The sequence below is a fragment of the Enterobacter sp. DVT3837 genome (assembly GCF_056238685.1).
This window is the reverse complement of the sequence record NZ_JBWDLA010000002.1, coordinates 313,581-328,894: the sequence shown is the minus strand read 5'-3', so window position 1 is coordinate 328,894 and position 15,314 is coordinate 313,581. Positions and strand designations below refer to the sequence as shown.

The 15,314-nt window shown below is 55.5% G+C and carries 13 protein-coding genes; 1 reads left to right on the top strand and 12 read right to left on the bottom strand.

Annotated features, from left to right (window positions below):
- Positions 1–7: 7 nt before the first annotated feature.
- The 10 genes from cheY to AC0XWG_RS16405 all read right to left on the bottom strand — a co-directional run bounded on the left by cheY (position 8) and on the right by AC0XWG_RS16405 (position 10,971).
- A complete protein-coding gene (gene cheY / locus AC0XWG_RS16450) occupies positions 8–397 on the bottom strand; it encodes a chemotaxis response regulator CheY (RefSeq protein WP_000763862.1) in 390 nt (129 codons plus the stop codon).
- Between the two features lie 17 nt (positions 398–414).
- Entirely contained in the window at positions 415–1,464 is a 1,050-nt protein-coding gene (locus tag AC0XWG_RS16445; protein ID WP_028018615.1) for a protein-glutamate methylesterase/protein-glutamine glutaminase, read from the bottom strand.
- Positions 1,461–2,327 carry a protein-glutamate O-methyltransferase CheR gene (gene cheR, locus AC0XWG_RS16440; RefSeq protein ID WP_028018614.1) on the bottom strand — a complete coding sequence of 289 codons (867 nt, stop codon included), beginning with the start codon at positions 2,325–2,327 and terminating at the stop codon, positions 1,461–1,463. The genes AC0XWG_RS16445 and cheR overlap by 4 nt, the downstream gene beginning before the upstream one ends.
- A 19-nt stretch (positions 2,328–2,346) precedes the next feature.
- The gene (tap, locus tag AC0XWG_RS16435) at positions 2,347–3,948 is read right to left on the bottom strand and encodes a methyl-accepting chemotaxis protein IV (protein WP_475680837.1); all 1,602 of its coding nucleotides are present in this window, start codon (positions 3,946–3,948) and stop codon (positions 2,347–2,349) included.
- A gap of 44 nt (positions 3,949–3,992) precedes the next feature.
- A complete protein-coding gene (gene tar / locus AC0XWG_RS16430; RefSeq protein ID WP_049006624.1) occupies positions 3,993–5,660 on the bottom strand; it encodes a methyl-accepting chemotaxis protein II in 1,668 nt (555 codons plus the stop codon).
- An 83-nt stretch (positions 5,661–5,743) separates the two neighbouring features.
- Positions 5,744–6,706, bottom strand: coding sequence for a Csu type fimbrial protein (locus AC0XWG_RS16425; protein ID WP_475680836.1), 963 nt, complete (start codon positions 6,704–6,706; stop codon positions 5,744–5,746).
- Entirely contained in the window at positions 6,703–9,087 is a 2,385-nt protein-coding gene (locus AC0XWG_RS16420) for a fimbria/pilus outer membrane usher protein (RefSeq protein WP_475680835.1), read from the bottom strand. Before AC0XWG_RS16420 ends, AC0XWG_RS16425 begins: the two co-directional genes overlap by 4 nt.
- Complete coding sequence (locus tag AC0XWG_RS16415) at positions 9,063–9,821, bottom strand: fimbrial biogenesis chaperone (RefSeq protein ID WP_134708047.1); 759 nt, start codon at positions 9,819–9,821, stop codon at positions 9,063–9,065. The genes AC0XWG_RS16420 and AC0XWG_RS16415 overlap by 25 nt, the downstream gene beginning before the upstream one ends.
- Positions 9,822–9,837: 16 nt before the next feature.
- Positions 9,838–10,386, bottom strand: coding sequence for a Csu type fimbrial protein (locus AC0XWG_RS16410; RefSeq protein WP_134708046.1), 549 nt, complete (start codon positions 10,384–10,386; stop codon positions 9,838–9,840).
- Between the two features lie 12 nt (positions 10,387–10,398).
- Complete coding sequence (locus AC0XWG_RS16405) at positions 10,399–10,971, bottom strand: Csu type fimbrial protein (RefSeq protein ID WP_028018607.1); 573 nt, start codon at positions 10,969–10,971, stop codon at positions 10,399–10,401.
- 429 nt (positions 10,972–11,400) lie between these two features.
- On the opposite strand from AC0XWG_RS16405, the gene AC0XWG_RS16400 reads away from it, so the two are divergent.
- Positions 11,401–12,660, top strand: coding sequence for a dicarboxylate/amino acid:cation symporter (locus AC0XWG_RS16400; protein ID WP_028018606.1), 1,260 nt, complete (start codon positions 11,401–11,403; stop codon positions 12,658–12,660).
- Between the two features lie 96 nt (positions 12,661–12,756).
- Here AC0XWG_RS16400 and cheW read toward each other — a convergent pair whose 3' ends face one another.
- Positions 12,757–13,260, bottom strand: coding sequence for a chemotaxis protein CheW (cheW, locus tag AC0XWG_RS16395; protein WP_008500420.1), 504 nt, complete (start codon positions 13,258–13,260; stop codon positions 12,757–12,759).
- A gap of 19 nt (positions 13,261–13,279) precedes the next feature.
- The gene (cheA, locus tag AC0XWG_RS16390; RefSeq protein ID WP_049006612.1) at positions 13,280–15,310 is read right to left on the bottom strand and encodes a chemotaxis protein CheA; all 2,031 of its coding nucleotides are present in this window, start codon (positions 15,308–15,310) and stop codon (positions 13,280–13,282) included.
- Between the last annotated feature and the right edge of the window lie 4 nt (positions 15,311–15,314).

Here is a 15,314-nt window from a genome sequence, read left to right as displayed (position 1 = left end):
CAACACCTCACATGCCGAGTTTCTCGAAGATCTTGCCGAGCTTCTCTTCCAGGGTCGCAGCAGTGAATGGCTTCACCACGTAGCCGCTTGCGCCCGCCTGTGCAGCGGCAATGATGTTCTCTTTTTTCGCTTCTGCGGTGACCATCAGAACCGGCAGAGACGCCATGCCCGCATCTGCACGAATGGTTTTCAGCAGTTCCAGACCATCCATGTTTGGCATGTTCCAGTCGGAGATAACAAAACCAAACCCACCCGCCTGCAGTTTGTTCAGCGCATCAACACCATCTTCTGCTTCTTCAACGTTGTTGAAGCCCAGCTCCTTCAGCAGGTTGCGTACAATGCGACGCATGGTGGAAAAGTCATCCACAACCAAAAACTTAAGCTCTTTATCCGCCATCTAATTCTACTCCTGAGTCAAATACGTATTGCCTGTCCGGCACTGATTTTCGCCAACATCTGCTGGCTTACCTGGCTAAGATCGACCACTTCGCTCACGCCACCCATATTGATGGCCTCGCGCGGCATGCCGAACACCACACAACTTGCTTCATTCTGCGCAATCGTCCAGGCGCCAGCCTGGTGCATTGCAAGCATTCCGGCGGCACCATCGTTGCCCATCCCCGTCAGGATCACCCCAACGGCGTTGCGCCCCGCATGTTTCGCCACCGAATGAAACAGCACATCCACCGACGGACGGTGCCGGTTGACCGGCGGCCCGTCATGAATTTTGATTTGATAGTTAGCGCCGCTGCGCGCCAGCTCCATATGTTTGTCACCCGGCGCAATATACGCATGCCCCGGGAGCACGCGTTCGCCGTCTTCCGCCTCTTTCACGCTGATCTGACACAGCTTGTTCAGACGTTCAGCGAACGAGCGGGTAAAGCCAGGCGGCATATGCTGAGTGATCAGAATACCCGGACTTGAAAGCGGCAATGGCTGGAGTACATGACGAATTGCCTCTGTTCCCCCGGTTGACGCCCCAATCACCAGCAGTTTTTCCGAGCTGAGCAATGGACCCGCCTTCAACGTTGCCGGTGCAACCATCGGTTTGTGAGCGGCGAGTTTCGCTCGCGATGCGGTACGGATCTTCTCTGCGATCATCTCGCTGTAGGCCAGCATTCCTTCACGAATGCCGAGCTGCGGTTTGGTGACAAAATCCACCGCCCCTAACTCCAGCGCGCGCAGCGTGATTTCCGATCCTTTTCCCGTCAGGGAGGAGACCATCACCACCGGCATCGGGCGCAGTCGCATTAATTTTTCCAGAAAATCTATGCCATCCATGCGCGGCATCTCGACATCCAGCGTTAGCACATCGGGGTTATATTTTTTAATTAAATCCCGCGCTACCAGAGGATCGGGCGCAGTGGCCACCATCTCCATGTCGCTGTGGCTATTGATAATTTCAGTCATGATCTGACGCATCAGCGCTGAATCATCGACAGACAACACCCTGATTTTACTCATGCTTTTTCCTTACTCAGCGCATATACCGTTTGCCCACGCAGGCTAAACTCACGCACGAGGTTGCTGAAGTTTTCCGAGTGCCCGGCAAACAGTAAACCGTCAGGCTTGAGCAACGGAACAAACCGACGCAGAATGTCCTGTTGCGTCGTTTTATCAAAATAGATCATGACGTTACGGCAAAAAATAGCGTCAAAAGGTCCCGGCACGTTGTACTGCTTATCCAGCAGGTTAACGGGCGCAAATTCGACGCAGTTCGCCAGTTCCTGGCGTACGCGTACCAGGCCTTCATGTGGACCGGTTCCACGCATGAAATAACGCTGAAGCTGTTGCGGTGACAGCGTTTTCAACTCATCCTGGCGATAAACACCGTTACGCGCCTTCTCCAGTACCTCGGTGTCGATATCGCTGGCGTAGACTTTCCAGCGTCCGGGTGCCATGCCCAGGGTATCGGCAAGGGTGATTGCCAGCGAGTAAGGCTCTTCACCCGTCGAGGCTGCCGCGCTCCAGACGCGATACTCCCCGGTGCGGCGACGCGCGTGCTCTGCCAGGACCGGGAAGTGGTGCGCTTCACGGAAAAACGCCGTCAGGTTCGTGGTTAATGAGTTAATAAAAGCCTGCCACTCGGCGCTGTTCTGGTTCGCTTCGAGCATGCTCAGATAGCGACCAAAGTCATCCAGCCCCAGCGTACGCAAGCGCCGCACCAGACGGTTGTAAACCATGTCTCGCTTATGATCCGCAAGCACGATCCCCGCACGCTGGTAGATTAACTGACATATCCGACGGAAATGCGCGTCGGACAGCGCGAGGCGCTGTGTCATCTGCAACAATAATGACGTTTGCCCGGAGGGCATTGGTGATGTCATAGCGCCTTCTTAATTACATTCAGGATACAACTGGCACGGCCTGCGACCGCCCGACTTCTGTTACTGCTTCAACGTGCTCTTTCACATTAAATACCGCGACCAGTCCGGTGAGATGATCCGCCTGGCTGGCCAGCTGATCGGTTGCCGCTGCCGCTTCCTCAACTAACGAGGCGTTCTGTTGCGTGACCTGATCCATCTGACTGACTGCCTGAGCAACCTGCTCAATCCCGCGACGCTGTTCGTCCGACGCCGAGGCAATTTCGCCCATGATGTCGTTCACCCGCGTGACAGAGGTGACGATCTCGTGCATGGTTTGTGCCGCCGTATCGACCAGCGTAGAGCCCTGCTGGACGCGTGAAACCGACTCTTCTATCAGCACCTTAATCTCTTTCGCCGCGTTGGCACTTCGGCTTGCCAGGTTACGCACTTCACCCGCCACCACCGCAAAACCACGACCCTGTTCACCGGCGCGCGCCGCTTCGACAGCGGCATTGAGCGCCAGAATGTTGGTCTGGAACGCGATACCGTCGATCACGCTGATGATGTCACCAATTTTCTGCGAACTGGTGGCAATCTCCTGCATGGTGCTCGCAACATGAGACGCCTGATCCCCACCCTTTTTCGCCGTCATTGCTGCCTGTTTCGACAGGTCAGACACCTGACGCGCGTTATCGGCGTTCTGACTTACCGTCGCAGTCAGTTGCTCCATACTGGCTGCCGTCTGCGCCAGCGAGGCCGCCTGCTGCTCGGTACGGGACGAGAGATCGTTATTACCTGCCGCAATCTCTGAAATCCCGGTGTGCATGGCATAACTGCCCTGACGCACATCGGATACCGTTTCCCGCAGCGATCCCTGCATCGCCTTCAGGCTGGCAAAGATCGCCGAAATTTCGTTCTTGCCATAAACCGCCACCGGACGCGCCAGATTCCCCTTTGCAATACTGTCGAAGTGGCTGCTGATAATCGCCAGCGGCTGCACAATCATTTTGCGAGACCAGATCAGTGCCCCGCCGGTCAGCAGCGCCGCCAAAATCACCACCACGGCAAAAATCACGCCGGACATGTGGTAGCTCATTCGACTGTCTTCCCCTGCGCGTTTAACAAACTGGTTAATATCCTGCTGCCACGCGTTGAAGCTGCCATCAAACGCCGCCTGAGACGCCTGAACCGGTGCGGTCATAAAATCTGACAGCTGGTTGTTCTCAAGCCAGGTTGCCTGGTGATCCAGATCGCTGTACCACTGTTCAAAGTTCTTTTTCATGGCAGCCTTTAGCGTTTTCTCTTTCTCGCTAACGGCTTCCTGCGCCGTAAAGGCTTTAAACTGCCCGTCTGCCTGTTTCAGACTGTCACGCGCGGTCGCCATCAGCGCTTTGATGTCATCCGGCGGATAACTTAGCGCGGTTAAGGTTCCCGCCTTGTTCAGCGCAGTGCTTGCCTGCAACAGCACGGCACGTGTTTGTGCCAGTGCGGAGCGCTGCTGATTACTCGCCTCAACTTCCTGCAAATTCTGATAGCCATCGCGAAACGCCCAAAAAGACAACCCGTTACTGCCAACCTGCAACACACCGCAAAGGATCAGAATCAAAAACAGTGTGGTCGAGATACGAATACGATTTAACATCCACGCTCCCATCAAGCGGCAAGCAGCCGCGGTTTAATTGTCAGTCAAAATGTTTCCCAGTTTTCATCTTGTCCGGTCGTCGCAGCACGGGTACGGGTTGCCGCTGATTCTGCAGCGGGCACACGATAGGTGGCTTGCGGGGTGACCGTGTTTCCAGCGAGTGAAGCGAGACGAAACGCCGAGACGGCCATCTTCAGACGGCTCGCCTGGTCTTCCAGGGCAGCGGCCGCCGCAGCGGACTCCTGCACCAGCGCGGCGTTTTGTTGTGTCACGCGATCCATTTCCGATACCGCCAGAGCAACCTGGTCGATACCACGACTCTGCTCGTCAGATGCAGAGGCGATTTCACCCATGATGTCCGTTACGCGAGTAACAGCATTCACGATGTCATTCATGGTTTCCCCGGCACTTTCTACCAGCACGGAGCCGGTATCCACGCGGGAAACGGAATCCTCAATCAACGCTTTGATCTCTTTCGCCGCATTGGCACTGCGACTGGCGAGGTTACGCACTTCACCCGCGACCACGGCAAACCCACGCCCCTGCTCGCCCGCACGTGCCGCTTCCACGGCGGCGTTCAGCGCAAGGATGTTGGTCTGGAAAGCAATGCCATCGATGACGCTAATGATGTCGGCGATTTTCTTCGAGCTGTCGGCGATTTCGTGCATGGTTTTCACCACGCCATCCACCACGCGACCACCACGTTGCGCCGTCTCAGAGGCACTTTCAGCCAGTTGAGAAGCCTGACGGGCGTTATCGGCGTTCTGCTTCACGGTCGCGGTAAGTTGTTCCATGCTGGCGGCCGTCTCTTCCAGGGCGGAAGCCTGCTCTTCAGTACGGGAAGAGAGATCGTTATTCCCCAGCGCAATTTCGCTGGTGCCGGTATAGATAGCCTCCGACCCGTTTCGCACGTTGGCGACGGTTTCAATTAATGAACGCTGCATATGGTCAACGCTGTTGGCCAGTTCGGTGATCTCATTGCGCCCGGAAACGGTCAGCGTTTTGGTCAGGTCGCCTCCGGCAATTTCACGAATGTGGGCAATGACGCGACCGAGAGGGTTCAGCAGGATATGGCGAATGCCGTACCAGACCGCGACCAGCACAATGACCAGCGCCAGCGCCATCACGGCCATCTGCCATTTCGCAAAGCGATAGTCATTCTGGCTTTCGGTAAAGGCCGAGTGATACAGATCGCTACTGACCTTCGCATATTCCCCCAGCGCCGCGCCGAGTGCGTTTTGCATCCCTTGCGTTGGCTGTGCGAAATAGGCGTCCATGTTGCCGCTTTCCAGGAACTGAATCAGCTCCGTCAGACCGGCATTGTAGGCGTTGTATTTTTCGTCAATATTCTGGCTCACCTGCTCCATAGCAGGCTGCGGGGTGATCTTTTTGAAGGCGTCGTAATGTTTTGCGGCGTCAGCGAGAGTAGCACGGGCATTTTTCAACAGATCGGTTTTCGCGCTGCTCTGCTGATTATTCGGATCCATCATCATGCGCGCGGACGAGCGGCTCAGATTGATACGCGTTTGCAGCATCAGATCCCACGTCGACGTGAGTTCACTCTGCTGCAGGCGGAGATCGTTCGAGGCCGCGAAACTGTCCTGGTTCTGTTTTAATGACGAGAAAAAAAGCCCGCCGGAGATGAGCTGAAGAAGTGCGAAAATGACCAGCACCATCATGAGCATTGTGACAACGCGGATACGGTTCAACATACAACACCTTCTCATAGATTTATTAACGGTGTTATCGGCACTGCCCACAGGAACTTTACATTTGAGAAAGGGAAAAGCGCGGGTTAAAACGCCACGTCGACAATCAGCGTATCGGTGTAGGTTCCGGCGGGGGGCGTGGCCTGATTGATCAGGACTTTCGCGGTGTAGTTGTAGGTGCGCAGTAAACCATCAGTACTGACCTGCGACGATACCGCGCTGGACCAGCGCTCGCTGCCGCTTCCCCCCCAGCGGTTACTGGTGGCTTCTTTATAGATGTCGTAGCTCATAAAGTTGCTACCATTCACCATACGCCGTACGTTGTTCAGCGCGTTGGCACCGTTATTGATGCCGATGGTATACGAACTTCCTTTGGTACAGGTGACGGCAATCGCCTGTGAGACGGTGGGGAAACTTTGCACCAGCGGCGCGCTGTTGAAGCTCACGTCCGGCGTGGTCATCGCGCTGCAGTCATTGGTGACGGTCATATCTAACAGGATGGTGGTTGTCGAGGTTCCCGTCTGATTGATTGTGCAAATGCCGAGCGCGCCCACGGAGCACACGCTGTAGTTAATGCTGAAGGTTAACTGCACCTGATATGGCCCGGCAGTGACGTTTTGCCCGGCGACGGTGCGAAAATAGAGCGGAATGTTGTACTGCTTTGACCCCAGCAGCCCCAGCAAGGTATTCCCACTCCAGGTATACGATTTACTTATCTGTACCTCGCTGCTGCTTGCGCACCCCGATAGACCGCACAATCGCGTGGGGATCACGTCCGTAATGGTCGCATTATCCGTCCGTTTCATGGTGGCCCGACTGCTGCCCGAGACCGATGCCGAGCTATAGGTCAGCGTCACTGAGTCGCTGGTCAACAGATTCAGTATGGCATCGCACGCCACCACCAGCGTGCCCGTGGTTTCGACCTCTCCGCTTCCGCTGAGTGCGAACGAGGTAACGCTACCAAACGACGCATTGACCGTGCTGATGTTACACGCCGCCCAGCCGCTGCCAGAGAACAGCAACAACATCAACAGCAGCAAGCGTTTCACTGTCCCTCCCGACAAACCAGAGGACCGTAGGTTTGCAGTTTGTGTTGCGGATTGGCACTCACCGTCAGCGTGACCGAGCAGTGCTTTCCGTCAGGGGTGATAACGTCGAGCGGGTTCACATCACTGAGATTTTCCAGCCAGGCGATACCGTCATACCCTACCACCGCATTGCTACGCGATGCGCGTCGGACCTGGCTTCCCACCGGAATAGCCTGTCCCTGCGCATCATGCAGAATAACGCTCGCCACCCGCTCCTGTTCCATCGGGAAATCGACCAGGTAGCCGCTATGGCGGCGGATCGCAATCCGGCGTTCGGTCTCTTTCAGCCGGGTATCCGCAGGCAAATTCAGCGTATTAATCCGGTAACTGGCCGGATAATACGCCGACACCCCGCTCACCAGCAGATAACCGTTGTTATTGGTTTTACCGACGGGCTGGTTCTCGTAGCTGACCGGGACATCCGGGTGACCATCGGTACTGATGACCACAAAGGCATCGTTGATTTTGTTGGCCGCAAACAGCTCGCCGTCCATCAGAACAATCGCCCCCATCGCCTCGCCCCACCAGGTCATGTTGTCCTTTTCACCATAACCGCCTCCCTGTAGCTCAATGTTGTTATTGCGCCAGCCCAGCGTTCCCTGCTGATAGTCACTGGCTTTCGACTGGTTAGCCCATGCCATGTTCCAGCTAAACCCGCCGTCGGAAGGCATCGAGTGGTTATAGTTGATGCGCTGCGTGCTGCCCGCATCCGGGGTGTTTTCGAAAGTGACGGCGGCGCTGTCACGCGCCCCCAGCGGCACCTGCAGCGACAACGCCACCGTCCAGTCTCCCTGCTGCTGGTCCCGGCTTGCCGCCAGATAAATACTGCTCGCACCCCACAGATTACGGCTCCAGGAGAGATTCAGCAGCTCGGTTTTTTGACTGTCGAAGCTCTCTACGCCGATCCAGGCTGCGCCAATATTGCCGTACTGCCCCAGATTAAAGGTGAGAGAATACTGATCCGTATTGCGACTAAAACTGGCGATGGGTTTGTCATTTTCGTCATAGACCGTCGGCTGGTCGTAGAGAGCCAGATTGCCAAAGCCGCGATCGCGCCGCGTGTGCTGGGTTGCCACGCTAAACTCGCTGGTGCTGTACTGGTAACCCCAGTTGATTTGCCCGCCTGCATCACCGCGCATGCGGCTTTGCGAGTAAGAGGTATTCACCACGCCAAACTGTCCGAGTTTAACCACAGTGCCAGCTCCCCCTAACACCAGCTCTTGTGCCCCTTCCGCATGCCCCTCCAGCGTGAGCCAGTCCGTCAAACCATAGCGATATGAACCGCTGCCTGCCGCAGGGCCGTAGTCAAAATTCCTGATGCCATAATTACGCCGCAGGCTTCCGAGCGTCACGGCCCCGTCGCTCAGGCCTTGTTTTAACAAATCACTGGTGACATAAAACGGTAGCGTGGTACTTACCTGACGACCCAATGCATCGGTGGTGACCAGCACCGCATCCCCAGCACCGTTGATATAGGGCAGATTAGTCAGCGTAAATGGCCCCGGCTGGAGCTGAGTTGAGCCGGACCGATAGCCATTAATAAAGAGATCAACCGAGGTGGGTACCGCGGCTTCTCCCGAAAATTCGGGTAGCGGCCATGTGACCAGGTCCGGACGCAGGGAGAAATCCCGTCCGTAACTTATCCCGCCCATACGTACGCTGGTACTCCAGCTCAGGGCGTCGCTGATCACATCCCCGGCACTCCAGGAAATCGCCTCATCCTCATTTGTGAATAGCAGAGTGGTGTCATAGCGGACATATCCTTCCTGCTGACCATTATTCCCGGTGAAATTTTCCCGGGCGTAGCCGGTAGAGGAAAACGAGCCGTTCTCGTTAAAGTAGCGGAATTCGTGCCAGAGCGACGCCTGACCACCAAGATGTTCCGTGTGGTTGGTGTAGAGATCATAATTCAGCAATGCCCCGCGTCCAAAGTGCGGTTTGCTCTGCGCCGTTTGTGTGCTGAACGGCGTCACGCGGGTCGTGACCCAGTCGCGGGGAACGGTCAGCAATAACCGTTGCGCAGCGCTGTCATACTCCACCCTAACCTGAGAAAGCGAAGAGAGATTAACGTCCCCGGTTGGTACATGCTCAGGGGGAAGCCCTGCGCGTAACAAATCTGCGCTGGAGATATAGAAAGCGCCTTTACGTTGCGTCACAGGCACCACCAGACCGGTATCGTAGTGGTTCAGCACGAGGGCGAGCTGGAAGACCGCCTCATCATTGATCGCCTGAGCCTGGGGGGGCGGCGGTAAACTGTCGTCGCCGGTTTCAGCCCAGGAAGTGGTACTGACGCAAAGCAGTATCATCATCGCCGGTTTCAGTTGACGGGCGTCGACTGCCATTGTGCGTCCCTGGCATTAATTTGCGCACTCATCCGGTCTGGCTGGCGAACCCCGGCGGGTATTGGCCAACTGCGGGTGCTGCCGGGAAGAACGTAACCCAGTAGTCCATCCGCTACCGTGTGTTTCCGACCTCCCTGCTCCAGCGCCACCTGGCTCAGCCTGACATGGACATCACCCCGATTTCTGACCTCCAGCGCAGGCTGCCCCTCCGCGCGCGTCACCCGCCAGCTCAGGTTTTGGGTTTCCGCCAGCGCGTGATGCGCGCCTTCTTTGATGGTCGGGATCCCCTGTCCATACACAAACAAAGGGATGGAGTAACGCATCTGCAATTTGAGGCCGATGGCAGGTTCGGCTTTGGTATCAGGCTGAGGGATTTCATCTACGATAATGCGGTAAGCCTGTTCGACACCAGCGGGAACAGAAACCTGTTTGATAAGGCGAATAAGCTGCTTGCTGCCAGTACCAATCGTGACGATGGGCGGGCTGGCGACCACATCCTGCTGCGAGGTATAACGCTCGTGTCCGTCCTCCTGCTTCCAGCGCACGATGCGGACCTGCATCGTCGTGGCGCTGTTTCCCTGATTCTGGATCCACAGTTCCGTGGCGTTGGCGTCTGCAGCAAGCCACGGATCGATCGGCCAGAGCAGAATAGTCGCCGCCGCCTGCACCTGGCCGGTTACCGCAGCCATACCCAACGCACCCGCCAGACATACCGGTCTGAAAAATGGCTTCATCAACACTCTCCCTTTATTACCATGACAAGGTCACGGTGAGTTGATCGGAATAGGTTCCTGCCGGGCTAAATCCGGTCAGTAGCGCCACGCCAAAAAGCGGCAGCGCGATGTTATTGCTGTTGGTATACGTCACCGGTATCGCCTGGTTTACGCCAATTTCGCTGTTCGCGGCCAGCGAGCTGCTGCTGTAGAGCCGGTACGGCACCAGTTCTGTTCCACCGGACCGCTTCATCCGACGCACGGATGAAAAATTTTGACCGCCATTAATGCTCATGCTCAGCGCCACGCCCGGCGTACAGGCGATAGACAACGCCCCGTTTGGCACAAAGCTGGTGCTGACCGGCGCGCTCTCGACGCCGTTATGGGTGCCAAAATCCAGCGTACCGAGAAGCCCTCCGCTGCCGGTGGCCACCGCGCATCCCGGTACTATCGTCGCGCTGACCTTAAAGGACTGTGATGTCACCGCGTCCGCAGAGGGCATCACGAGCAATCCGACAATCAGCGCGAAAAAAGGCTGCACGCGTCCCTCTGCGCGTTTGCGCAGACCTGTGAGAGTTGCCTTCATGGCGGTTCGGGACTAATAGGTGACGCTGACGTTAATCGTGTCGGTGTAGGTTCCCGGGACGACCGTCACGCTGTTACCACCGCCGGTAATACGCCCGTAGAGGGTGTAGCTATCCACGCCTCCGGCCGTAGAGGCGATCGGCAACGCGGCGTTATTGGCAATCACGGTGTTAAACCCGCTGTCGCTGTACAGGCTATAAGCCACGCCCTGTGCCGCGTTGGCCGTATTAACCAGATAGCGTTCAGGCGTACCCGGCGAACCGACAACGGAGCCGGGCGCGGTGGAGTGGGTATTACCGGTGATCGCGACCGTATAGCTTGCGGTCGTACATTGAATGGTGAAGGTGTTTCCACCGCTGGCGCCGCTCAGCTGCGTCGTAAGAGTGGAAAAGGTAGCCGGATGGGTACCGAAATCGAGCGTACCGAAGTTAATGCCACTTTGCGCGGGCGATCCGTTTATCAAACAACCGTTTGTCAGCGTCAGCGTCGCGCCGATGGTGCCGCTGCTGGTAACGGCCAGCGCCTGATGGGCCGTTGTTGCAGTCAGTAAGCTGCCTGCGCAGATCAAAAGGAGTTTTCTTTTCATTTACCACCCTCCAGAAGACGTCTCCGTTCCCTTGCCGCATTTTATTTTTGTCGTTCAAGATGTTAGCCCCGCTTAAGGTTCCTTTGAGGGGGTTATTGAGAATTTAGTTTATGGATATCGCTTCTACCACCTGCCCCATGACGCATAAGCCGAATGTCTTATTGACGAGGTATTTCTATAAATAACAGTCAGTTGAACTTTAAAAAACAGAGATTTTATTTTATCCACAGAGAATATATCCGCAATAATGTGATATTGATCACAATATATCGTCAGTGAATTAACAACAAAATTAATAAAACTTAAAAAGGAGTTGTATCCCCCTACACTTTGCGTCAATTTATGTGCCGAATAATTTCCCGCGTCGTAATAAAAAATTTATATGTATCGACTCGGGCTACATCTAAAGCGCATAGAGGGTCTTTTTTCGTGGCAAGTGCAAACAAACTCACACTCTTCATCGTGATTTTCATGCTGGCGGGTATTCTTTCAGGGGCAGCAATTCATGAGTACGCATCTGCGGATGCTATTAAAGCCTGGTCGGATAATATTACCCTTCTGACCGATATCTTCCTTCGCCTGATCAAAATGGTGATTGCACCTTTGGTCTTCAGCACGTTAACCGTCGGCATCATGAAACTGGGTGAAACCTCCACCATTGGCCGCGTTGGCGGCAAAGCGATGGTGTGGTTTATCAGCTCATCCGTGCTGTCTATTCTGGTGGGGCTGTTTATCGTCACGCTCGAGCATCCGGGAAGCGGTCTGAACCTGACGATCCCAACCGAAGCCGTCGATACCGGTCTGGCCGTTGGGGGCATGACGCTGAAAGCCTTCCTGTCTCACACCATTCCAACCAGTATCGCAGGGGCGATGTCGAACAATGAGATCCTGCAGATTGTGGTGTTCTCGATGTTCTTCGGCATCGGCGGCGCGTCGCTGGGACAGAAATTCAACGCGCCACTGGTTGCCGCGCTGGATGTGGTTTCCCATATCATGCTGAAGGTGACGGGTTACGTGATGTACGTTGCGCCACTGGCCATTTTCGCGGCGATTTCATCCGTTATTGCCACTCAGGGTCTGGGCATTCTGTTGAACTACGCCTCCTTTATTGGTGGCTACTATGTTGCCATTCTTCTCACCTGCATGGTGCTGCTGGCCGTGGGTTACATGGTACTGAAAAAAGAGGTGTTTCGCCTGGTCAGTATGCTGAAAGACCCGGTACTGGTAGCGTTTACCACCAGCAGCTCTGAAGCGGCCTATCCAAAAACGCTGGAACAGCTGGAGCGTTTTGGCTGCTCGCGCAACATTGCCTCTTTCGTTCTGCCGATTGGCTACTCCTTCAACCTGGTGGGTTCGATGGTGTACTGCTCTTTCGCCTCGATGTTTATCGCCCAGGCGTACAACATTCACCTGAGCTTCTCTGAAGTGACGGTATTGATGCTGACCCTGATGCTCGCTTCAAAAGGCATTGCAGGCGTACCGCGTTCATCGCTGGTCGTTCTGGCGGCGACTATTCCAAGCTTCAATATTCCGGTGGCCGGTATTCTGCTGCTGATGGGAATTGATCACTTCCTGGATATGGGTCGCTCTGCAATTAACGTTCTGGGGAATGGTATCGCGACCGCGATGCTGTCGCAGAATGAAGGTGCGCGGGAAGCGGAAGCTGAGCTGGTGGAGCAGGAAGCATAAGGGTATGAAAAAGCCGGGTGGCGGCTTCGCCTTACCCGGCCTACTAATGGCTCGAACACGTAGGCCGGGTAAGCGTCAGTGCTACCCGGCTTTGTTTTACGCTACATGACTCGCCGCGATATCCAGCAGTGCCATCTCATCGCTGTTCAGCAGCTTCTCAATATTCACCAGAATCAGCATACGCTCGCCGAGCGCGCCCAGACCGGTCAGGTATTCCGTCGACAATGTGACGGCAAATTCCGGTGCAGGACGGATTTGGTCAGAGGTCAGGGAAAGCACATCAGACACGCCATCCACCACGATGCCCACTACGCGCTGCCCCAGGTTCAGAACAATCACCACGGTGTTGTCGTTGTAGTCAACGTCGCCCTGGCTGAACTTCACGCGCAGGTCAACGATTGGCACAATCACACCACGCAGGTTGGTGACACCTTTAATAAAAGCAGGCGTGTTAGCGATGCGGGTAACCTGGTCGTAACCACGGATTTCCTGCACTTTCAGAATGTCGATACCGTACTCTTCGTCACCTAAAGTGAAAACCAGGAATTCCTGCCCTGATGGCTCGCCCGCCAGTTTCGTTACATTACTCATACCGGTCATGTTATTACCTTCTACTTAATCAGGCGGCTGTGTACGCCACACGTTGTTCACGATTTAATCCCTGAAGCGCCGATACGTCGACGATCAGCGCCACGCTACCATCACCCAGAATGGTCGCGGCAGAAATACCTGGTACCTTGCGGTAGTTGCTTTCGAGGTTTTTCACCACCACCTGGTGCTGACCAATCAGCTGATCAACCAGCAGCGCGTAGCGACGGCCCGCACTTTGCAGGATCACAACGATACCCTGCGTGGCCTCTGTCTTCGCCCCGTCCACTTCAAACACTTTCCACAGTTCCACCAGCGGCAGATACTCACCGCGCACTTCGAGAACACGCTCGCCACCCGCCAGCGGATGCAGATCTTCCTCACGCGGCTGCAGCGATTCCATCACGGCGTTCAGCGGCAGAATAAAGACTTCGTCTGCCACTTTGACTGACATACCGTCCAGAATTGCCAGCGTCAGCGGCAGCAGGATGCGAATGGTGGTGCCAGAGCCCTGCTTAGACTGGATCTCAACGTGACCGCCCATCTCCTGGATGTTACGTTTCACCACGTCCATGCCCACACCGCGCCCGGACACGTCGGTCACTTGTTCCGCAGTCGAGAAGCCTGGCGCAAAGATCAACATGCCCACTTCTTCGTCGGTCATGTTTTCATTGACCGCCATCCCCTGCGAAATCGCTTTTGCCAGGATGCGTTCACGGTTAAGGCCCGCACCGTCATCGGTCACTTCGATGCAGATGTTCCCACCCTGGTGTTCCGCAGAGAGGATCAGATTGCCGACCGGAGATTTCCCGGCGGCAATGCGGTTTTCCGGCAGTTCGATACCGTGGTCGAGGCTGTTACGCACCAGGTGTGTTAACGGGTCAATAATGCGCTCGATCAGGCTCTTATCCAGTTCGGTTGAGCTGCCCATCAGGGTCAGTTCAATCTGTTTATTCAGTTTGCTGGCAAGGTCGCGGACCAGACGCGGGAAGCGGCTGAAGACATATTCCATCGGCATCATTCGGATGGACATGACCGATTCCTGCAGATCGCGGGCATTACGCTGTAATTGCCCCATGCTGGTAATCAGATCGCCGTGCGTGACCGGGTCCAGTTCGTTTGAACGTTGTGCCAGCATTGACTGAGTGATGACCAGTTCGCCCACCAGGTTAATCAGCTGGTCAACCTTCTCAACGGCAACACGGATGCTGGTGGATTCACTGGAACGCGCAGCCGGTTTTTCACCACGGCCTGGCGCCGCAGCCTCTTTTGGCACGGCTTTCAGCGCCGGAGCCGCAGGCACAACGGCCGGTGCAGTACTCTGAGCAACAACAGCGACCTCTTCTGCTGGCGTTTCGACAACGGCTGTTTCGGTTTCGAAGGCAATCTGGTCGGCTTCAATGACGAAGCACAGCACCGCCACGATATCGTCCTGGCCAATACCGTCATCAAGCGTCGCAGCAAGACTGTCTTTGCCTTTTACCACATTGCTTAATGTCGCCAGATTACCCAGCTCTTCTTCCAGCAGGTTAACTTCATTCTCTTTCAGGCGTGACAGCACAACGCGCAATTTGCCCGCTTGTGCTTCGGCAGGGGCAGACTCCTGGGCGGCAACGGCATCGACAACGCTCAGTTTTGCGGCCGGAACAACGGCTGCTGCAACCTCACCTTTTGCTTCCAGCGCGAGCTGGCGCAGCGCATTGCAGATGTATTCAAAGCTGGCGGCATCAGGCTCTGCCGAGCTTTTATAGGCGTCGAGCTGTTCCTGCATAATATCTTTGGTTTCCAAAAACAGGTTGATAATATCGGTATTGAGCTGCATCTCACCGCGTCGTGCTTCATCAAGCAGGTTTTCCATCAAATGGGTCGTTTCCTGCAGGATGGTAAATCCAAACGTTCCGGCTCCGCCTTTAATGGAGTGCGCCGCACGGAAGATGGCATTAAGCTGCTCAGAGTCTGGTGCTTCAGGCACCAAATCGAGCAAGTGTTGCTCCATATCGGCCAACAACTCGTCGGCTTCATCAAAGAATGTCTGGTAAAAATCGCTAATATCCATGCTCACGCTA

Bases quoted from the DNA above. Each gene is read 5' to 3' on its own strand.
- cheY (WP_000763862.1), bottom strand. From the start codon at position 397: ATGGCGGATAAAGAGCTTAAGTTTTTGGTTGTGGATGACTTTTCCACC.
- cheR (WP_028018614.1), bottom strand. From the start codon at position 2,327: ATGACATCACCAATGCCCTCCGGGCAAACGTCATTATTGTTGCAGATG.
- AC0XWG_RS16415 (WP_134708047.1), bottom strand. From the start codon at position 9,821: ATGAAGCCATTTTTCAGACCGGTATGTCTGGCGGGTGCGTTGGGTATG.
- tar (WP_049006624.1), bottom strand. From the start codon at position 5,660: ATGTTGAACCGTATCCGCGTTGTCACAATGCTCATGATGGTGCTGGTC.
- AC0XWG_RS16405 (WP_028018607.1), bottom strand. From the start codon at position 10,971: ATGAAAAGAAAACTCCTTTTGATCTGCGCAGGCAGCTTACTGACTGCA.
- tap (WP_475680837.1), bottom strand. From the start codon at position 3,948: ATGTTAAATCGTATTCGTATCTCGACCACACTGTTTTTGATTCTGATC.
- cheW (WP_008500420.1), bottom strand. From the start codon at position 13,260: ATGACCGGTATGAGTAATGTAACGAAACTGGCGGGCGAGCCATCAGGG.
- AC0XWG_RS16410 (WP_134708046.1), bottom strand. From the start codon at position 10,386: ATGAAGGCAACTCTCACAGGTCTGCGCAAACGCGCAGAGGGACGCGTG.
- AC0XWG_RS16420 (WP_475680835.1), bottom strand. From the start codon at position 9,087: ATGGCAGTCGACGCCCGTCAACTGAAACCGGCGATGATGATACTGCTT.
- AC0XWG_RS16445 (WP_028018615.1), bottom strand. From the start codon at position 1,464: ATGAGTAAAATCAGGGTGTTGTCTGTCGATGATTCAGCGCTGATGCGT.